At 48.3% G+C, this 15,436-nt stretch carries 17 protein-coding genes and 1 other RNA gene; 7 read left to right on the forward strand and 11 right to left on the reverse strand.

Annotation, left to right across the window (positions count from 1 at the left end):
- The first annotated feature begins 2 nt into the window (after nt 1–2).
- Entirely contained in the window at nt 3–1,400 is a 1,398-nt protein-coding gene (locus FJ444_RS04785; RefSeq protein WP_140956784.1) for a TolC family protein, read from the forward strand.
- Here FJ444_RS04785 and FJ444_RS04790 read toward each other — a convergent pair.
- The 5 genes from FJ444_RS04790 to FJ444_RS04810 form a co-directional block, all read right to left on the reverse strand.
- Nucleotides 1,397–2,236: a patatin family protein gene (locus FJ444_RS04790; RefSeq protein ID WP_140956785.1), complete on the reverse strand. Its 840-nt coding sequence runs from the start codon at nt 2,234–2,236 to the stop codon at nt 1,397–1,399. The two genes, FJ444_RS04785 and FJ444_RS04790, sit on opposite strands and share 4 nt — an antisense overlap.
- Nucleotides 2,237–2,597: 361 nt before the next feature.
- Nucleotides 2,598–4,064, reverse strand: coding sequence for a deoxyribodipyrimidine photo-lyase (locus FJ444_RS04795; RefSeq protein WP_255439005.1), 1,467 nt, complete (start codon nt 4,062–4,064; stop codon nt 2,598–2,600).
- Nucleotides 4,065–4,138: 74 nt separating this feature from the next.
- On the reverse strand, nt 4,139–4,405 hold the full coding sequence (locus FJ444_RS04800) for a TIGR03643 family protein (protein WP_255439006.1): 267 nt from the start codon (nt 4,403–4,405) through the stop codon (nt 4,139–4,141).
- Nucleotides 4,406–4,477: 72 nt separating this feature from the next.
- The gene (locus FJ444_RS04805; RefSeq protein WP_181405067.1) at nt 4,478–5,716 is read right to left on the reverse strand and encodes a methyl-accepting chemotaxis protein; all 1,239 of its coding nucleotides are present in this window, start codon (nt 5,714–5,716) and stop codon (nt 4,478–4,480) included.
- Nucleotides 5,717–6,147: 431 nt separating this feature from the next.
- Nucleotides 6,148–6,795: a DUF2971 domain-containing protein gene (locus FJ444_RS04810; protein WP_140956787.1), complete on the reverse strand. Its 648-nt coding sequence runs from the start codon at nt 6,793–6,795 to the stop codon at nt 6,148–6,150.
- 158 nt (nt 6,796–6,953) lie between these two features.
- Between FJ444_RS04810 and FJ444_RS04815 the strand changes: the two genes are divergently transcribed.
- Nucleotides 6,954–7,520 (forward strand): recombinase family protein, encoded by a 567-nt coding sequence (locus tag FJ444_RS04815; protein WP_140956788.1) that lies wholly within the window; start codon nt 6,954–6,956, stop codon nt 7,518–7,520.
- Nucleotides 7,521–7,670: 150 nt separating this feature from the next.
- A complete protein-coding gene (locus FJ444_RS04820) occupies nt 7,671–8,585 on the forward strand; it encodes a hypothetical protein (RefSeq protein ID WP_140956789.1) in 915 nt (304 codons plus the stop codon).
- A 250-nt stretch (nt 8,586–8,835) separates the two neighbouring features.
- Here the strand turns inward: FJ444_RS04820 and FJ444_RS04825 are convergent, their stop codons facing one another.
- The 4 genes from FJ444_RS04825 to ssrA all read right to left on the reverse strand — a co-directional run bounded on the left by FJ444_RS04825 (nt 8,836) and on the right by ssrA (nt 11,412).
- A complete protein-coding gene (locus FJ444_RS04825; protein WP_140956790.1) occupies nt 8,836–9,090 on the reverse strand; it encodes a hypothetical protein in 255 nt (84 codons plus the stop codon).
- 92 nt (nt 9,091–9,182) lie between these two features.
- Nucleotides 9,183–10,565 carry a tyrosine-type recombinase/integrase gene (locus FJ444_RS04830; protein WP_140956791.1) on the reverse strand — a complete coding sequence of 461 codons (1,383 nt, stop codon included), beginning with the start codon at nt 10,563–10,565 and terminating at the stop codon, nt 9,183–9,185.
- A gap of 5 nt (nt 10,566–10,570) precedes the next feature.
- Nucleotides 10,571–10,903: a hypothetical protein gene (locus FJ444_RS04835; RefSeq protein ID WP_140956792.1), complete on the reverse strand. Its 333-nt coding sequence runs from the start codon at nt 10,901–10,903 to the stop codon at nt 10,571–10,573.
- Between the two features lie 151 nt (nt 10,904–11,054).
- Nucleotides 11,055–11,412: a transfer-messenger RNA gene (gene ssrA, locus FJ444_RS04840) on the reverse strand.
- A gap of 162 nt (nt 11,413–11,574) precedes the next feature.
- Here ssrA and FJ444_RS04845 point away from each other — a divergent pair.
- Nucleotides 11,575–12,540: an XdhC family protein gene (locus FJ444_RS04845; protein WP_140956793.1), complete on the forward strand. Its 966-nt coding sequence runs from the start codon at nt 11,575–11,577 to the stop codon at nt 12,538–12,540.
- A gap of 15 nt (nt 12,541–12,555) precedes the next feature.
- Complete coding sequence (locus tag FJ444_RS04850; RefSeq protein ID WP_255439051.1) at nt 12,556–13,416, forward strand: S9 family peptidase; 861 nt, start codon at nt 12,556–12,558, stop codon at nt 13,414–13,416.
- 69 nt (nt 13,417–13,485) lie between these two features.
- Here FJ444_RS04850 and smpB read toward each other — a convergent pair whose 3' ends face one another.
- Nucleotides 13,486–13,962 (reverse strand): SsrA-binding protein SmpB, encoded by a 477-nt coding sequence (smpB, locus tag FJ444_RS04855; RefSeq protein ID WP_140956795.1) that lies wholly within the window; start codon nt 13,960–13,962, stop codon nt 13,486–13,488.
- Nucleotides 13,963–14,137: 175 nt separating this feature from the next.
- Here smpB and FJ444_RS04860 point away from each other — a divergent pair, with 175 nt between their 5' ends.
- Together FJ444_RS04860 and FJ444_RS04865 are read left to right on the forward strand one after the other, a co-directional pair.
- Nucleotides 14,138–14,569 carry a type II toxin-antitoxin system RatA family toxin gene (locus FJ444_RS04860; protein WP_140956796.1) on the forward strand — a complete coding sequence of 144 codons (432 nt, stop codon included), beginning with the start codon at nt 14,138–14,140 and terminating at the stop codon, nt 14,567–14,569.
- On the forward strand, nt 14,569–14,919 hold the full coding sequence (locus FJ444_RS04865) for an RnfH family protein (RefSeq protein ID WP_140956797.1): 351 nt from the start codon (nt 14,569–14,571) through the stop codon (nt 14,917–14,919). The genes FJ444_RS04860 and FJ444_RS04865 overlap by 1 nt, the downstream gene beginning before the upstream one ends.
- Here FJ444_RS04865 and FJ444_RS04870 read toward each other — a convergent pair.
- A complete protein-coding gene (locus FJ444_RS04870; protein WP_140956798.1) occupies nt 14,916–15,395 on the reverse strand; it encodes a MarR family winged helix-turn-helix transcriptional regulator in 480 nt (159 codons plus the stop codon). The two genes, FJ444_RS04865 and FJ444_RS04870, sit on opposite strands and share 4 nt — an antisense overlap.
- Nucleotides 15,396–15,436 lie beyond the last annotated feature (41 nt).

Genomic DNA, 15,436 nt, shown 5'->3' on the forward strand with positions numbered 1-15,436 from the left:
CTATGACACGCAATATTGTTTATCTACGCCAGCAAGTGGTTACAGTTTTTGTAGCAATGTTAGCCGTATTGGGATTAAGCGCCTGCAGTATGCAAGCGTCGCGTAGTTTTCCGCAAATACCGCTGCCGGAACATTTTCATGCTTTGCAGGATACACACACAGTAACGATTGATAAAACGTGGTGGCTGGCATTCCATTCACCTGAATTACTCGCGTTGATGCAACAACTTGAAGCGCAAAGTCTGGATCTGGCGAATGCGTCGTTACGGGTGGAGCGGGCGCGCTTTCAATGGGGGCAGTCGCAAGCCGACAATTTGCCTGCGCTGTCGGGTAGAGCCAGCGGCAGAAGTGCGGAAAACCTGGATAGCGGCCAGCGTTCAAACGGATCATCTGCATCGGTTGCAATGAGTTACGACGTGGATATATGGGGTTCGCGGGAAGCCAGTATACTGGCAGCAAAACTCAATATTGATGTAAGTGAAGCCCAGTTGCGCAATCAGTCGGTGTTGTTACAGCAGGCACTTGCTAATGGTTACTTTGCCCAGTTGTCGCTGCAACAACGCTTGGACATTGCTCATCAAAATATAACGGCGTCGGAGCAATTGTTGTCGTTAATACAACTGCGATATGAGGCAGGCAGTGCATCGGGTATTGAGCTTGCACAGCAGCGCAATACGCTGTTAAGTGCAAAAAGTGAGGCTCTAAGGCTGGAAAATCAGCTTGCCTTGAACAACCGGGCATTGGCAGCGTTATTAGCAGACAGTGAATTCCAGCAACGTGAATTCACCCTACACATTAACAGTATCGCACTGCCCGATATAGATATTCAGCAACCAGCCAGTGTATTACGCCAACGTCCTGATGTGGCAGCCGCATTTTTACAATTGCAACTGGCTGATATCAACGTGTATCAGGCCAGTGTTGCCGGGCTACCCGGGTTGAGTCTGAGTGCTGATGTGGGGCTGTCGGATCTAACGGCATTGGGCAGTGGCTGGACGCTGTCGGCTGCGCTTGGTTCTGCCATGGTGCTGTTTGATAACGGCAAACGTGAACAAGCTGAAAAGGCAGCCAGTGTGGATACACACATTGCTTTCAATAACCTGGTTATCGCGATTATCTCCGCCGCCAGAGAAATGCAGGATGCCGCCGACAATTATCGGTTTCAGCGCGATGCTTATCACCTTGATTTAATTGAACTCGACAACAACAAGCGATTATATGATTTGGCTCAGGCGAAGTATAAATCTGGAGACAGCGATTTTTTAAACCTGCTCAACGCGCAGCGCAGTTGGTTTAGTGCACAGTTAAATGTGATAAACCGCTATCAAAGCGCACTGGGCGCTGCGGTGGATGTGTATACCGCAGCGAGAGGTTTACCTGTCGCCAACGCGCAGGGTTAAGCGGCTACAGCGTGCTGAGCTGCCAGAAATGACTGTGCGGCGTGGCGACCCATTTGATAACCGTCTAACAATTTATCGCGTCGCATGGTTAAGCGGCCCACTTTAAATTCCGCTGGTGGCGCAATAATATTAATACGACAGTCTGCCGGCGGCGAGGCAATAAATGCCAGGGCCTCGTTATAGCGCTTTGCCCGTTGATGCATCGCTTCTAACAGTTGTGGATAGCGGGCGAACACCTTATTGGCTACCCAGGCGCCTTTCTCTTCAGCTTTCTGATAGCCCCAGGTTTGACTAAGCACAACGGTTATATCTTTGAACCCCTGCTCATAGGCATACTGCACCGGGATCGCATCGGTAACACCGCCATCGACATAGCGTGCTTGTTGATAGCGAGGTGGCGTGCGATAAGCCATTGGCAGCGCGCAGGTGGCTTCCATCAATACATCAATATTGTCTGCCGTTACGCGATGATATTCGGGCTGGCCGGTTTGCATGTTGGTGATCACCACCACAAGCGGGGTTGATGTGTCGAGGGCTGCAGGGTTTATCGGGTATTTTGCCTGTGCCTCCTGCCATAGCCATTTTACATCGGTCATATGGCCTTTTAGTACAAAGCGAACCGGACTAAAGAACTTACGCTGAGTAGCAAGACGGGTAATGATTTTGCGGTTGCGTTGTGCGTTGCCGGTTACATAACCTGCTGCGGTAGTTGCGCCCGCTGAAACGCCCAGAACCAAATCATACGGATCGTAATGGTGGAGTTGAAAAGTGTTTAACACGCCCGCTGCAAAGGTTCCCCGCATGGCTCCACCTTCAACAACTAATGCACTTTTCATTGTATTAACTCCCGATTCCCGTATTACTGTGTATGCCGTTTTTGTGTCTATTGAAACTAGAACTGCAAATAGAATACCGAATTTGCAGCCATGCCGTGATGAATTAAATAAAACGGTATAATCGGAAAATCAGAACATTCATTAACTAACTGAATAGTAATTGAAAATTGACAATAAGAATGCTGCTGGTGAAGAAGTTGGGCCTTTACTTTATCTGAATTAATCTCTCTGAAACCACCGACTAGCGATGTTTAACAGGGAGTCGGCCGGTAAACTGAGTTGCAACATATTCATAAGTGGCGGTAAATTGCGCCAGTTGGATATTTTCGCGCGACATGTTTGGGTATAAGGACAATCAGCATTAACCCGGATTGCTGTGCCGATACAAAATTCTTTTTGCCTCTTGTTTTACTTCCCGGCGGTCCCGCCATGCCCACAACAGGTCGCGATGGTGGGCAATCGCGTCTTCGGGAATGACTATCGGGGTGAAGTACCGTTCTAACCCTGATGTATCCAGCGTTAATTTGGTAAGTGGTGGGATCTGCCAGGGGGCGAACAAGTCCTGATTGTCCAGATGTGCAATTTCGGGTACCCATTTGCGAATAAAGTCGCCCTGTGGGTCGTGATCCTGAGCCTGCTTCACCGGGTTATAAATACGCAATGTGTTAGTGCCTGTGATCCCGGCTTGCATTTGGCACTGTGGGTAGTGGATCCCCGGCTCAAAATCCAAAAACTGTTGTGCAAGATGAAGGGCTGCATGGCGCCAGTCGAGCAGTAAATAATGGGTGAGAAAACTCACCAGCATGGCCCGCATACGAAAATTCAGGTAACCGGTTTTTATCAGACTTCGCATACAGGCGTCCACCATTGGGATGCCTGTGTTGCCTTCCTGCCACGCGGTAAGCTGTTCCAAAGCCTTCTGCTCTGTTCTGAAAGGGAAATTAATATATCCCGTGTTAACCGGCCTGAATTCTTGTTCGCTTTCACTCTCAAATTTCTGAATAAAATGACAGTGCCAGTGAAGCCTTGACGTAAAGGCTTGTAACGACAACGGTAAAGGTGATGTTGACGACGTCACGGCCTGATAGACCTGTTTTACACTCAGGTTGCCCCAGGCCAGATAAGGAGACAAGCGCGAACAACTTTCCATACTCTTCAGCGGACTCGAAATGTGCTTATGATACTGGCGGTGTCGTTTGCTTATAAAACTCTGAAGCTGTTGATGTGCATGTGATTCCCCTCCTGATTGCATGAAAGGATCAGCACTGTGAAGTCTGCTGGACAGCGTTTTAGGTACCCGGGTAACCAAGGCTTTATGTTGCAACCAGTTTATTTTCGATAAAGGCGTTTCGATCACCGGACTGTGCATTTGCTGTTGCCAGTGATTCACCCAGTGCCGCCGATGCGAAAGACCGCGAATTACGCCAGCGTAGGGAGATTCGATCCAGGTAACCCCTGCATGTTGACACCAGGCTTTCAGCGCTTTGTCGCGCTGATAAGTAATAGAAAGACCCACTTCTTCGTAACTGTAAATCGTAATGTTTTGATAATGTTCACGAAGTCGCTCAAAAAAGGGCAGGGCATCGCTGTAACTCACATGCAGATTGGCAGAATGTGACGCTAACTGGCCCTCCATATCAAGCAGGCTTTGCCACACAAATCGCCAATGACGCTCGCTGTAGTGTGGATCACGCATAATATCGGGTTCAAACAGATACAGAGGTAATACAGGGTTTCCAGCTTGCCATGCAGCATGCAACGCCTGATTGTCTTGCAGACGCAAGTCTCGCTTAAACCATACTACGCTGATAGGGGTATTGGATTGCACGTTAAAAGTCTTCACGTTAACCGGGAATTCACGCGAGCATGTGAGGCAGGCTCAACATTGCGGGGTACTCTCTTTCAGCGCTGTTTGTATTGGGTGGGACAGTACCCGCGATCGATACTGGGGGAGCGAAGCTTTACGTGTTTGGAGGCTCTGCCGTGAGTGCGCTTTCGCCATAGCCGAAAGCTCGATGGCTTTAATTCGCTACGCATGATTCGAATGACACCGTCCTGCTTCAGGCCATACAGTGATTCAATGGCTTCGAATGGTGTACGATCTTCCCATGCCATTTCAATGATACGCGACAGTTCATGCTGGCTGTATTCGCGATGTTGGTGATGCACATTTATGTCCGGCTGGTTTAGGTTGCAATGTGTACGCTAACACCAGCCAATTGGTTTAATCCGCTTGGTAACTTATACCCGCACTACAAATTGCGTTAAGCCCTGTTGAGTAGAATTTGCCAGGCTCTGCGCTTTTGACGCTTCACTTACCGTTTGTTCCAACTGCTGTTGAATATGGTCACTTACTTCTGCAATGTGAGTAGCGTTACCCATGGCGGTATGGTGTTGCGCGCTAAGTGCATTTACGGCTTCTAAAATTTGCGAAAATGCCGCGATATTCTCGTTAAAGTCGCGCATCATGGTGGTAAATGTGTCTCTGGTGAAATTGACACTGTCGTTCATGGCCTTTGACACATCAATGAGCCTGCCTGATTCATTTTGTGTTTCGTTAACCAGCGTATCCATTTGATTCAAAAACTTGCTGATTTGTTGCGTTGCATCCGCCACTTTTGCCGAAAGACTGCGCACTTCGTCGGCTACTACCGCAAACCCTCGGCCAGCATCCCCAGCGCGCGCGGCTTCAATAGCCGCGTTTAGTGCCAGCAAATTTGTTTGATCGGCAAAGCCCTCTACCATTTTCAAAATGCTGCGTACGTTTTCTGCGTTGTTCTGTAATCCGGTTACGGTACTGGCGAACTGATTGAGTAATTGCGTGATACTACTTATTTGGCTTTGTGACGTTTGAAGCGTGTTGTTGGCGGTATCTGCGTTTTGCAAATTCACTTGGTTAGAGGTGGATACTTGCTCTGCGGCTGACACAATGTGATCAATGCGATGGCTCACTTCCTGGGCTGATTTGCTAATGCTATGGCTAAATTGCTTTTGTTGCACAGCCTGTGTATTCACTGCATTTACGATGTTGCTGACATTCTTGTTGGCGGTAGCTGCTTGCTCTGCATCCTGATAAATCTTAGCAATTAACTTAGCCAGGTTTGCCGAAAAAGTATTGTAGGCCGCCGACAACTCGCTGAATTCATCACAGGTAAAAGCGGGTAAGCGCGTAGAAAGATCGCCCTGGGTGTGGTTAATGTGATTGAGGGTTGAGAGCAGGGCTTTTACCGGACGTACAATCAGGTGATGCAAATAGAAAATGGTAAACCCGAAACATAAGGTACTTATAACAAAAACGGTTATAACAGTGCCCTGCATTGCTTGCTGCTCTTCTGGCGGGGCAGAGAGCATAGAGTAAAACATAGTAAAATTAATGATTTGGAATACAAACAAAAAAGTTATATTGCCTATAATTTTTCGCGATAGCGTAAAGAAGAACTGTTGTTCAATAACGTTATACAACTGCCAAAATGTCTGCATTGGGGCAAGTCCCGTTCTCATTGTTGATGTTACAAGTGTAATACCCGCACGTTAATCCGGAGTATATCGTGCCAGCTACATTAATTCTTTGCGTGAGATCAGTGTAGGGCAGGTTTTACCGTATGGGCAAACGGTTGATTCAAAGACCTTATGTTACCAGAATGCAATTATAGCCAGATTGAGTTTAGTGGCGGCTATAGCGGGCTTTGCGATTAAACGATTCAGGCATTGTTGGGAAAAATTCGTATTCATAACGAATGTGAAGCAAGATTCAGATAATAAAAAACCCCGTGCCTTTCGGCACAGGGTTCAGCATTTGGTGGAGCTGGCGGGAGTCTACGCCGTTCTGGGTCGAAAGCCTTTGGTCTCTGGCTTGTATGGTATAGGGGTGTGCTTGGGGGTCCAGTTTGGGGGTCCAAAATGTTTAGGTCTTAAAGTTTGAATGGTGAATATCTATTGTCCACGACCATATTGAAATTTGTAAAACCAGCTCGAGTTTTTAGCACCTTGACTTCTTCTTTTAGATCGCCAAGGGCCTTCCTAAGGTCGTCTTTACTTACTTCGCAACTGGCTCCGATATAGATCTCTTTCAGACGCATATTCGATTTAAATGGGGTGAAAAATAAGCCACTCACTTCCGATTCCTCTAGAGGCACAAAAATCCTGCTCTCCTCTTCATAGTCCCACTTTTCGAATTTAGTAGCCATTATTGTCCAGATATCCTCTTCTGTAACTTGATGACTGGTTAGTCTTATACGCTTCGGGACATAATTTACCTCTCTGATGAGGCTTACGTGTTGCGGAAGTATTTCTAGACCTAAACAAATACCTGTATGCCTGTCCGCATAGTGAGCCCATTGTAACGGGCTTCTCCAAGACCTCGAAAAGCAAATGAGCCCGAACTCTTTATCAATAGCCTCGATCCCTCTTTTCACATTATTTCTGAGCTCCTTGTTTGATAGATCAAAAGCTTGGAATTCAAATGGGTCGTTTAGCTTTTTTATCCTAGATACCTTGAGTCTCCGTTTAGATATATTTTCAAGCCCGTACTCAAGGTTTACGAAGTGATAAAGAATCATGATCCAAAAACGTCCTTTTAATTACTGTCCGCCAGACTATACCCCATGCGGACGGTTAGGGCGAACCGAAAAAGAGACCAAATAGGGTTGCTTTTCCATGAACTCAAGAATAGGATGACAACCTCTAAGAACCTGTGCGAACCATTTAAGGAACAACAATGCCAACTCACCGTTACGGATACGCCCGAGTTTCGACCCTCGACCAATCCACCAGCATCCAAAGGGAAGCACTCGAAGCCGCCAAGTGTGACCGCGTCTATGAGGAGCAAGCCTCCGGGACCAGTCGACAGGGACGTGGGGAACTGTCCCGAGTCCTTGAGGTCCTCCGCGAAGGGGACACTCTGGTCGTAACGAGGATCGACCGCCTAGCGCGCTCAATGAAAGACCTTCAGGACATAGTCCACGACCTTAAGGCCCGAGGCGTCAACCTTGAAGCAACCGAGCAACCTATCGACACCAGTACACCAGCCGGTAAGGCGTTCCTCGATATGCTAGGGGTCTTCGCTGAGTTCGAGACGAACCTCCGTAAGGAACGTCAACTCGAAGGTATCGCAAAGGCGAAGGCCAAAGGGGTTTATAAAGGGGGCGCTCCGTTAGCCGAGGACAAGAAGGAGAGAGTCCGGGCGCTTTACCTTGAGGGCATGAAGCCTGCCCAGATAGTCCGTGAGACAGGCGTCGGGAAGACCTCAGTATTCAAGATCATAAAGGAGTTGAGAGAGTCGTAACGACCCGATAATATCCGTTCAGATTTTGAAGTGTAAGGACGAACGCCCTTGAGACTCCCTTTAAGGTTAGCCTAAGTCACGCTAGACGTGGTCTTGAGGTCGTTCTGAGGTCCTTCGATTTATTATTTTAATTATGGAGCAGTAATCCTTATGGGCAGACCAAAGAAGGTAACCCTTAAGTCAATCCTTCCTGTCCCTGAGATTAACCCAAGGGACCCCGAGGCAAGGGGAAGTAAGGCTCGTTCATTGGGAATAGACGCCTTAGGGGAAGACAACCTCAAGGCAATGACTAGCGGGGTTAAGGCAAATCTTAAAGACACGGCTCAAGGACCCTCGATCGACGGAGCCATTGAACCCCTTTTAATAGCCCCCCCTCCCTTAGACTTACCGAAGAAGTACCGGGACAGGCTTAAAGACGCTGCCTATGTGCTGGTGGACGGATACCAACGATACGAGGCGATAGAGTGCTCGGTAGGCCCCGAGGTCCGAGTCCCTGTCAAGGAGATAGACGCCGGGACAATGGCCGAGCTTATGTCCGCCGCCTTGGAGTCCAACTCAAAACACCCACTCCCATTAGCGGAGAGTGAGAAACGTGCGCAAGTGTTCAGGCTCTTATTGTTAGACTTTTACGACGAGGGTATCGACAAGCTCCACCAGCGGTACGAGGGGATCTTCTCAAGGACAACCTTAGCTAAATATATGCGCCTAGCGAAGTTCGCGAGAGAGGAGGCCAAACTAAAAGACCTCCCCCCGGAGCAACTAAAGACCTGCCTTACAGACGCCATACGGGAGGCTCTCTATCCATATTACGACGTATTGACCGACAGTAAGGGCTACCCAGTCCCGAAGTGCATTGCGTGGTGGAAGGAAGTCGTTGAGACAGGCGATATATCTAAGGCTATGCGACGGAAAGAGCGCGAGGAGTCAGAGCAACAGGATTGTGAGGGCGTGCTTGCCTCAGCTCGTGTGGGTAGGTCCCCTGAGGCGTGGCGTAAGGCGTTGCTCCGGGAGCTTAAGATTACAGAGCAAGACCTCAACGAACTCCTCGACGATAGCTTCGATTAAAGCCCCCCAACATATTTATCCCGACTGACCCCGATACGTCCGTCTAGACCTAATTGATTCGCGCTGTGTGGCGCTGTGAGAGGCGTTAGGACGCAGCCTAAGGGCATTGCCTTGGGGAACGTCCACGGGTCCTTCCTAGGGTTAACTGGGAGGGTCATTCCGGCCCTGTCTCTTCATTTCTGCGCCGGATTTTCAACCCATTACTACTATTTCTAGCCTGTAGCCCTTTAAAAATAAGGGATTCGGCATTTTAAGATCTGGTGTTACTTACTGCCACAAAGAACATGCTCCCAAGGTCCACGTAAGGACGGCCCTCAGCGACGATCTCAGCGACTTTCTCCCGGTCGAATACCTCTTCCCAAAGATAATTAAAGACCTCGCTCTCGTGGGCGTTGTGTAGCTCCCTTGGGGCGGCCCCCCACAACAGATCCGGTAAGAGGTCTTCGGGGTAACCGACTTTTTGGGCAAGGGTCTCGTCAAATAGGTACGGCTCATTAAGGTACATAATTTCACTCCATGTGTTATTAACTGAGCAATATCCTAGGATGAAAAATACTTCATGTAAAACAATAATTTAGTTCCACTTGTGGGACAATCCTAAGGGCGTCTTTTACCTTCCTTGAGTTGGACCTTAAGCCCCTCGTAACTGATCTTGTTCAGTAGCTTAGCCTGTCCGGGTATCGTCAGCCCGTCGGAGTAGGTTCCGAAAGACATCCCCACCTTTTCGTGTCCAAGGATCTGAGCCGCTTGGTTGTGGTGGTAGCCTTGCCGTTCGAGGAGGGTCGAAAGGGTCTTCCTTAAGGAATGGAACACATAGCGCTTATCGTAACCTAGCTTACGTTTGAGGGTTCCGAAACGCTTCCCGAGGGCAGAGGACCGTTCTCCATTTTCCGTAACAGGCTCATAGGGTAGGAGGTAGCCGTCCGGGGAGTGTTCGACAAGGTTCTCGACTACGGGGAGTAGGTCCTTATGTACAGGAATATCTCGGAGACCAGCCTCTGACTTTGCTTCCTCGATCGATAAATACAGGACCCCCTCCTTACGCTTCACGTCCTCAGTTCTCAATCGGGCCAGCTCCTCGATCCTAGCTCCAGTGTAAGCACCGAGGAGAATTAAGTCGTGGAGGTTTGCGTCGCCTTTCTTCTCTCTGGCAGCGTCCACCAGCTTGATAACGTCTTCCGGCTCCCACGCCTTACGTTTATCCTTCTTACTGGCCCTTTTCTTCTTGGTAAACGTCTGGTGCTCGAAAGGGTTCGCTCCGTCCGGGTCAAGGTAACCCATACGCAACAGATAGTTATAGTACACACGACAGCCTCCAATGAGACCCTTTATTGTTGCTTCTGCCATGTCCTGACTTTCGAGGTCAATAATCCACCGGGCGACCTCAGTCTTTTTGATTGGTAGTGCGGGGAACCTATCGGCAAGCCTCTTAATACGAGTGTCGTGTTGTTTAATTGTCCTTGGGATTAGCTTACCTTCAAGGGTTCCCTTCCATTCGTCTAGATAAGACAGCGTGGGGAGCATACCTCCAAGAACGACATTCGCGATCGCCTCGGCCTCTTCCCGGCCTTTCGTCCGCTCTATCTTTTCGATGTAATGCTCAAAGCCAAGACGTTCAGAGCCTAACCCTAAGTCGTCAACAACAGCCGAGGTAAGCTCGCTGTAGGGGTTCTCACGCTTAAAGGCCGCCATAAGGTCAGCATCGCGACGCTTCTCTTCTTCAAGGCTACGCTTCCAACGAAGTGCCTCCTCAAGTGCGCTGGTGGACCCTCGAAGCTTATCGAACTCAGCTCGCCATTGGTGGAACAACTGAGACGCCCGATACTCGGCAGTCTTAAGATCTCTCGTTTGGAGGCTCTTCCAGCGTTCGCCCTTGTCGAAGTGCTCTCGGAGGTCTCTGGGAACCACCATACGGGCGTATAGGGTGTTACTCTTCCAGTAGATCCCACGCTTGCCAGTGGGCTGCTTATTACCAGACATCGAGCTTAATTTTCTTTGGTTAAATCTTCGGCGTATTGTTTGTTTGAGCCGTCACAATTTACGTAGAAAAAGTTCCTTGCGACAGTGTTTTTGTCTTTACCACTAGCGCTGGCAAAACCGACCATGAGCCCTTCAGTGTAATAGACCATGTTGATAAATTCTTGATCTAGCTCTTCCAGCTTTTTCAATTTCTTATAAGCCGACTCAAAAAGATCGGCATCATTTTCCAACTCTAGAATACGAGCCACCATTGAGCACTTCGCAAAACCATTTAACTGCTCGTTGGCGGAAGCATTAAACGTGACTACACCTAGCAAAACTGCGAGGATAATTTTCATATGACTGTCCCTTGAGATCCTAAATTATTGATTAAAAGTAACACATGACTAGAGAAGAAGGGAAGGGGTCCATAAAGGGGGTCCATATCGGTAGGCAAGAAAAAACCCTAAGTCACTGTTTTATAATGAATCTTAGGGTCTTTCTCGTATTTGGTGGAGCTGGCGGGATTTGAACCCGCGTCCAGAAAATGTCTACCTTTGGTACTACATGCTTAGTTTGTCTTTTATTTAACTACTTTAGACCCCGACAAACAGGGTTCCTGGTAGCTGTCCTGATACTATTTCGCGGTTCAACCTCAGGAGAGTTTCCCTCGCTAGTTTACTTATATGACCTTCCGAATTCCTGGCTAGCAAACAGAGCTTAGGTGGAAGGGCCTATGCCGGGTATTAAGCGGCTAGTGCGTAAGTTTCGTCGTTTGCGACTATTTAAATGCGGCTTTTATAGAGGCAAACCGCTCCTCTGCATGCACCTCCAGCTTCCTAGATCCTGTCGAATCCTAATCAGCCCCGGAGTTGATAGCGCGAATGGTATCGCGAATAGGGGTTGTATACAACTGGCATTTCACCGTTTTGTGTCAGGTTTTCATCCAATTACTGGCTCTGTCACTGTTGGTTAACTGCTATTATTTGCTACATTACCCACAGTCTCTAAATATGGGCAAAGTAACTAAATGCAACCCTTAGATGTAAAAGTGGTAGAACAAGTTCTGTCGTGGCTCAAGTCGGGTAAGCCGGTTTGGTTTTGTACGGTATTGTCTACCTGGGGCTCATCGCCCAGAGAGCCCGGTAGTTTATTTGCTGCCTGCAATCCTGCTGAATGGGTGGGTTCGTTATCGGGCGGTTGTGTCGAGGATGATTTTTTGAATCAGCTTGGTTCTGCTGAATCACTGAAACCTGTTGCTATTCAGCGATATGGCGACGGGGAAAGCAAGGGCGCGATACGCTTACCTTGTGGTGGTATTTTAACCGTTTGTGTGGAGTATATTCAGCCCTCGGAAACCTGGATTAGCCATTTTTCTGAATATCTTGACGCTATTCGTGGCCGTAAGTTGCTTAGCCGTAAACTTGATTTGCAATCGGGCAGTGTGTCGTTGAGTCCGGCATCGGTGTTGCAATCGCCAGTGGACTGGCAAGGGGGCGACACCCCTGTTTATGTGCGAATTGGCCCGGCTAAACGCCTGATCATCGCCGGTATTTCGCCCGTTGCGGAATATTGTGTTCAATTTGCCCTGGCATTGGGTTTTGAAGTGATTGTGTGTGAACACCGCCAGGAAGAACTAGCCAGAGTTTCGCTGTCAGGATGCCAGATTGTGACAGCTTTTCCGGCTGATTATATTCTGCAACCTGACGCGGTTCACGCGCAAACGGCCATTGTATCGCTAACTCACGATCCCAGAGTAGACGATACCACTATGTTGGATGCGGTAAATACCAGTGCGTTTTATATTGGGGTGATGGGGTCAAAACGGACCTCGCGCAATCGTGCAGAGCGCTTGAAGCGAATTGGCCAGCTGGATGAATTCACACTGGCAAGAATTCACATGCCCATTGGATTGGATATAGGCAGTAAAACGCCAGCAGAAATAGCATTGGCGGTAATGGCAGATATTGTTGCCAAATATCGTGCGGTGCACTAGGAATAATCAGTGAAAATGAACGTGACAAAGCAATGTTTTGGCTTCGCAATAGTGATGTGGTGTATGTCGTTTGCAGTATGTGCCCAGTCTGAATCTGTCATGCTTGACAATGGCGAATATCAAATACCTGCTGTTGTCTTGATGCCCGATACGGCAATCGCGTCACCCGCCGTTTTACTATTGCACGGCAGTGCATCACACAAAAACGAAGTAGGGGACCTGTACCTGCGGTTAGCAGAGCTGCTGGCTAATAAGGGCATTGCGTCGATTAGAATTGATTTTGCTGGTACGGGTGATAGCCCGGTTGACTACACACATTACACCCTTAAAAGCGCGGTTCGCGATGCTACCGTTGCACTTGCGTATCTGAAGCAGCAAGCCGGGGTGGATGCAAAGCGAATTGGCGTAGTCGGCTTTAGTCAGGGCGGCTTAATTGCACAACTTCTGCTTGCACAACAGCCCGATATTAAAAGTTTTGTGGCATGGTCGTCCGTAGCCTCCGACGGCATTGGGCCGTTTGCTGAGATGTTTGAAACACTGTACATGACGGCAAAAAAGCAGGGCAACGTATTACAGCACTATGGCTGGCGTTCACCGCTATTGATCAGTCTGGATTGGTTTGAGCAGGTTAAAGTGAATACTTCACTTACCGACATGCAACGTTATAAAGGGTCGTTGCTGGCGATTGCCGGTACTAACGACACCGTCGTTCCGCCGGTGGCAGCGTCAAGACTTATCAATGCAGCGGGGAGTGATGTTGCCAGAGCCGTTATTATTAAAGGCGCAGATCACATATTTAATGTGTTGGATAATAATGCTAATCAGGATGAGCAATTGTTAGACATTACTACGGAATGGTTTGAAGAGGCGTTGTAAAACGCCTCTGAACACGAATACTTGAATTGCAGTAGATATTGATGAAACGCAAGCAGGCAAGGGCAGGAGCTAGGCTTTGTGCTTCATTACCCGTTCTTTCTGGCGATCCCAGTCGCGGTCTTTAATGGTGTCGCGCTTATCGTGAGTTTGCTTACCTTTGGCTAAGTAAATCTCTAGCTTAACCCAACATTTCTTCCAATACATTGCCGTAGCCACAATCGAGTAGCCCTGACGGTCGCGCGCTCCCATTAACCTGTCGAGTTCGCGCTTATTTAGCAAGAGTTTGCGAGCGCGTTCCGGTTCACAAATAACGTGGGTGGAGGCTTGGTTCAAAGGCGTGATCCGGCTTCCTACTAAATAGGCTTCACCGTTTTGGATAATCACATAGGTGTCTTTGATGTTGACTCTGCCATCGCGAATACTCTTGAGCTCCCATCCCTGTAGCGAAATGCCAGCTTCAAATTTGTCTTCGAGGAAATAGTCGTGACGCGCCTTTTTATTAAGGGCGATAGTACCTGTGGATTGTTTGGATGCATTCTTTTTCATGCGCGCTATTATACTGATTGTGTTGCGCTTGTCTCGTATTTCGTGAGTGCGTAAATAAATATTTGTATGAGATAACCCTTCCTTTTCTGCCGCATTTCCCCTCACTTATGGAATGTGCGCAACGGTGATTTTTTGTGGTAGACTCCGCCAACCGTGTTACCTAAATAAAAGAGCTATGCCAACAATTCAGCGAAGCGCATTGGTAGCTTACAGCGCGCAGGCCATGTTTGATCTGGTTAATGATGTGAATGCTTATTCGCAGTTTTTACCGGGTTGTTCAGACAGTAAAATAATCAGTCAGCAGGGCAATGCCATGCAAGCCTCCTTATTAATCGCCAAAGCCGGTATTAAACAGTGGTTTACAACAGAAAATCATCTGGATCCCGCTAAGAGTATACAAATGACGCTGGTAGACGGACCCTTTAAAAAGCTGCAAGGTGGCTGGACGTTTTCTGAATTGTCAGACTCTGCATGTAAAATAGAGCTTAATCTGCAGTTTGAGTTTAAAAACCGGATGGTTGAACTGGCATTTGGTAAGATTTTCAACAGTCTGGCAGAAAGCATGGTTAAAGCGTTCACCCAACGGGCAAAGGTAGTTTACGCATAATGGATGATCTGATTAACGTTGAAGTAGCCTATGCTACGCCAGCAAAACAATCACTTATTGAATTAACCGTACCCGCAGGTTCAACGGTTGAACAGGTGATTCGGGCTTCGGGTGTACTGGATATTCACCCGGAGATCGAATTAGCTACCGCCAGTGTGGGTGTGTGGAATCGGGTAGTAAAACCATCGGTAGAAGTGAAAAACGGTGACAGGGTGGAAGTGTACCGCCCGCTGATTGCCGACCCCAAAGAAGTGCGTAAACGTCGGGCTGAAAAGGCCATTCAGGAAGGACGGGCCGATAAGGTAACCGGTGGCCGCCCAAATCCACTTAAAGCCAACGCGAAAGATTAGTCGTGACGATCGGTAAGTGTACCTACCGCTAAAACCGGGGAGGCGTCGATTTGTTCAGCGTCCATCATGGCCGCTATGCGTTGCATGGTGGCAATCATCTGACTTTGTTCCCATTCAGCCAACTGACTAAAACGTTCTACAAAATGATCCTGAAGGGGACGAGGTGCGCTTTCCACCGCCTGCTGGCCTTTTTCGCTTAAATACACGCCCACTTTGCGCTTGTCTTCGGTACTGCGAATGCGATTTGCCAGTTCCCTCGCTTCCAGTCGGTCGAGTATGTTAGTAATGGTTGCCGGGCTTAAATTGATGTTGTCGGCAATTTCTTTCACCATGATCCCTGGCTGGCGTTGTATATTCTGCAGTACCATTAACTGTGGGCCAGTAATGCCTACGTCCTTGCTGAGCTGTTTACTGCGTAAATCTACCGCCCGAATTACCCTGCGAAGGGCAATCAATAATTCTTCTTCTTTTCTCATCTCATGGCCTGTAGCGACGTCGTTTGCTGAAAAACACAATA

The organism is Aestuariibacter sp. GS-14, assembly GCF_006494365.1.
In the GTDB taxonomy this organism is placed as follows: Bacteria; Pseudomonadota; Gammaproteobacteria; order Enterobacterales; family Alteromonadaceae; genus Alteromonas; species Alteromonas mangrovi.

What these genes read in the sequence shown, in the direction of transcription:
- FJ444_RS04850 (WP_255439051.1), top strand. Translation starts at nt 12,556, where the DNA reads ATGAACGTGACAAAGCAATGTTTTGGCTTCGCAATAGTGATGTGGTGT.
- FJ444_RS04865 (WP_140956797.1), top strand. Translation starts at nt 14,569, where the DNA reads ATGGATGATCTGATTAACGTTGAAGTAGCCTATGCTACGCCAGCAAAA.
- FJ444_RS04870 (WP_140956798.1), bottom strand. Translation starts at nt 15,395, where the DNA reads ATGAGAAAAGAAGAAGAATTATTGATTGCCCTTCGCAGGGTAATTCGG.
- FJ444_RS04810 (WP_140956787.1), bottom strand. Translation starts at nt 6,795, where the DNA reads ATGATTCTTTATCACTTCGTAAACCTTGAGTACGGGCTTGAAAATATA.
- FJ444_RS04805 (WP_181405067.1), bottom strand. Translation starts at nt 5,716, where the DNA reads ATGCAGACATTTTGGCAGTTGTATAACGTTATTGAACAACAGTTCTTC.
- FJ444_RS04835 (WP_140956792.1), bottom strand. Translation starts at nt 10,903, where the DNA reads ATGAAAATTATCCTCGCAGTTTTGCTAGGTGTAGTCACGTTTAATGCT.
- smpB (WP_140956795.1), bottom strand. Translation starts at nt 13,962, where the DNA reads ATGAAAAAGAATGCATCCAAACAATCCACAGGTACTATCGCCCTTAAT.
- FJ444_RS04860 (WP_140956796.1), top strand. Translation starts at nt 14,138, where the DNA reads ATGCCAACAATTCAGCGAAGCGCATTGGTAGCTTACAGCGCGCAGGCC.
- FJ444_RS04785 (WP_140956784.1), top strand. Translation starts at nt 3, where the DNA reads ATGACACGCAATATTGTTTATCTACGCCAGCAAGTGGTTACAGTTTTT.
- FJ444_RS04820 (WP_140956789.1), top strand. Translation starts at nt 7,671, where the DNA reads ATGGGCAGACCAAAGAAGGTAACCCTTAAGTCAATCCTTCCTGTCCCT.
- FJ444_RS04830 (WP_140956791.1), bottom strand. Translation starts at nt 10,565, where the DNA reads ATGTCTGGTAATAAGCAGCCCACTGGCAAGCGTGGGATCTACTGGAAG.
- FJ444_RS04825 (WP_140956790.1), bottom strand. Translation starts at nt 9,090, where the DNA reads ATGTACCTTAATGAGCCGTACCTATTTGACGAGACCCTTGCCCAAAAA.
- FJ444_RS04815 (WP_140956788.1), top strand. Translation starts at nt 6,954, where the DNA reads ATGCCAACTCACCGTTACGGATACGCCCGAGTTTCGACCCTCGACCAA.
- FJ444_RS04845 (WP_140956793.1), top strand. Translation starts at nt 11,575, where the DNA reads ATGCAACCCTTAGATGTAAAAGTGGTAGAACAAGTTCTGTCGTGGCTC.
- FJ444_RS04790 (WP_140956785.1), bottom strand. Translation starts at nt 2,236, where the DNA reads ATGAAAAGTGCATTAGTTGTTGAAGGTGGAGCCATGCGGGGAACCTTT.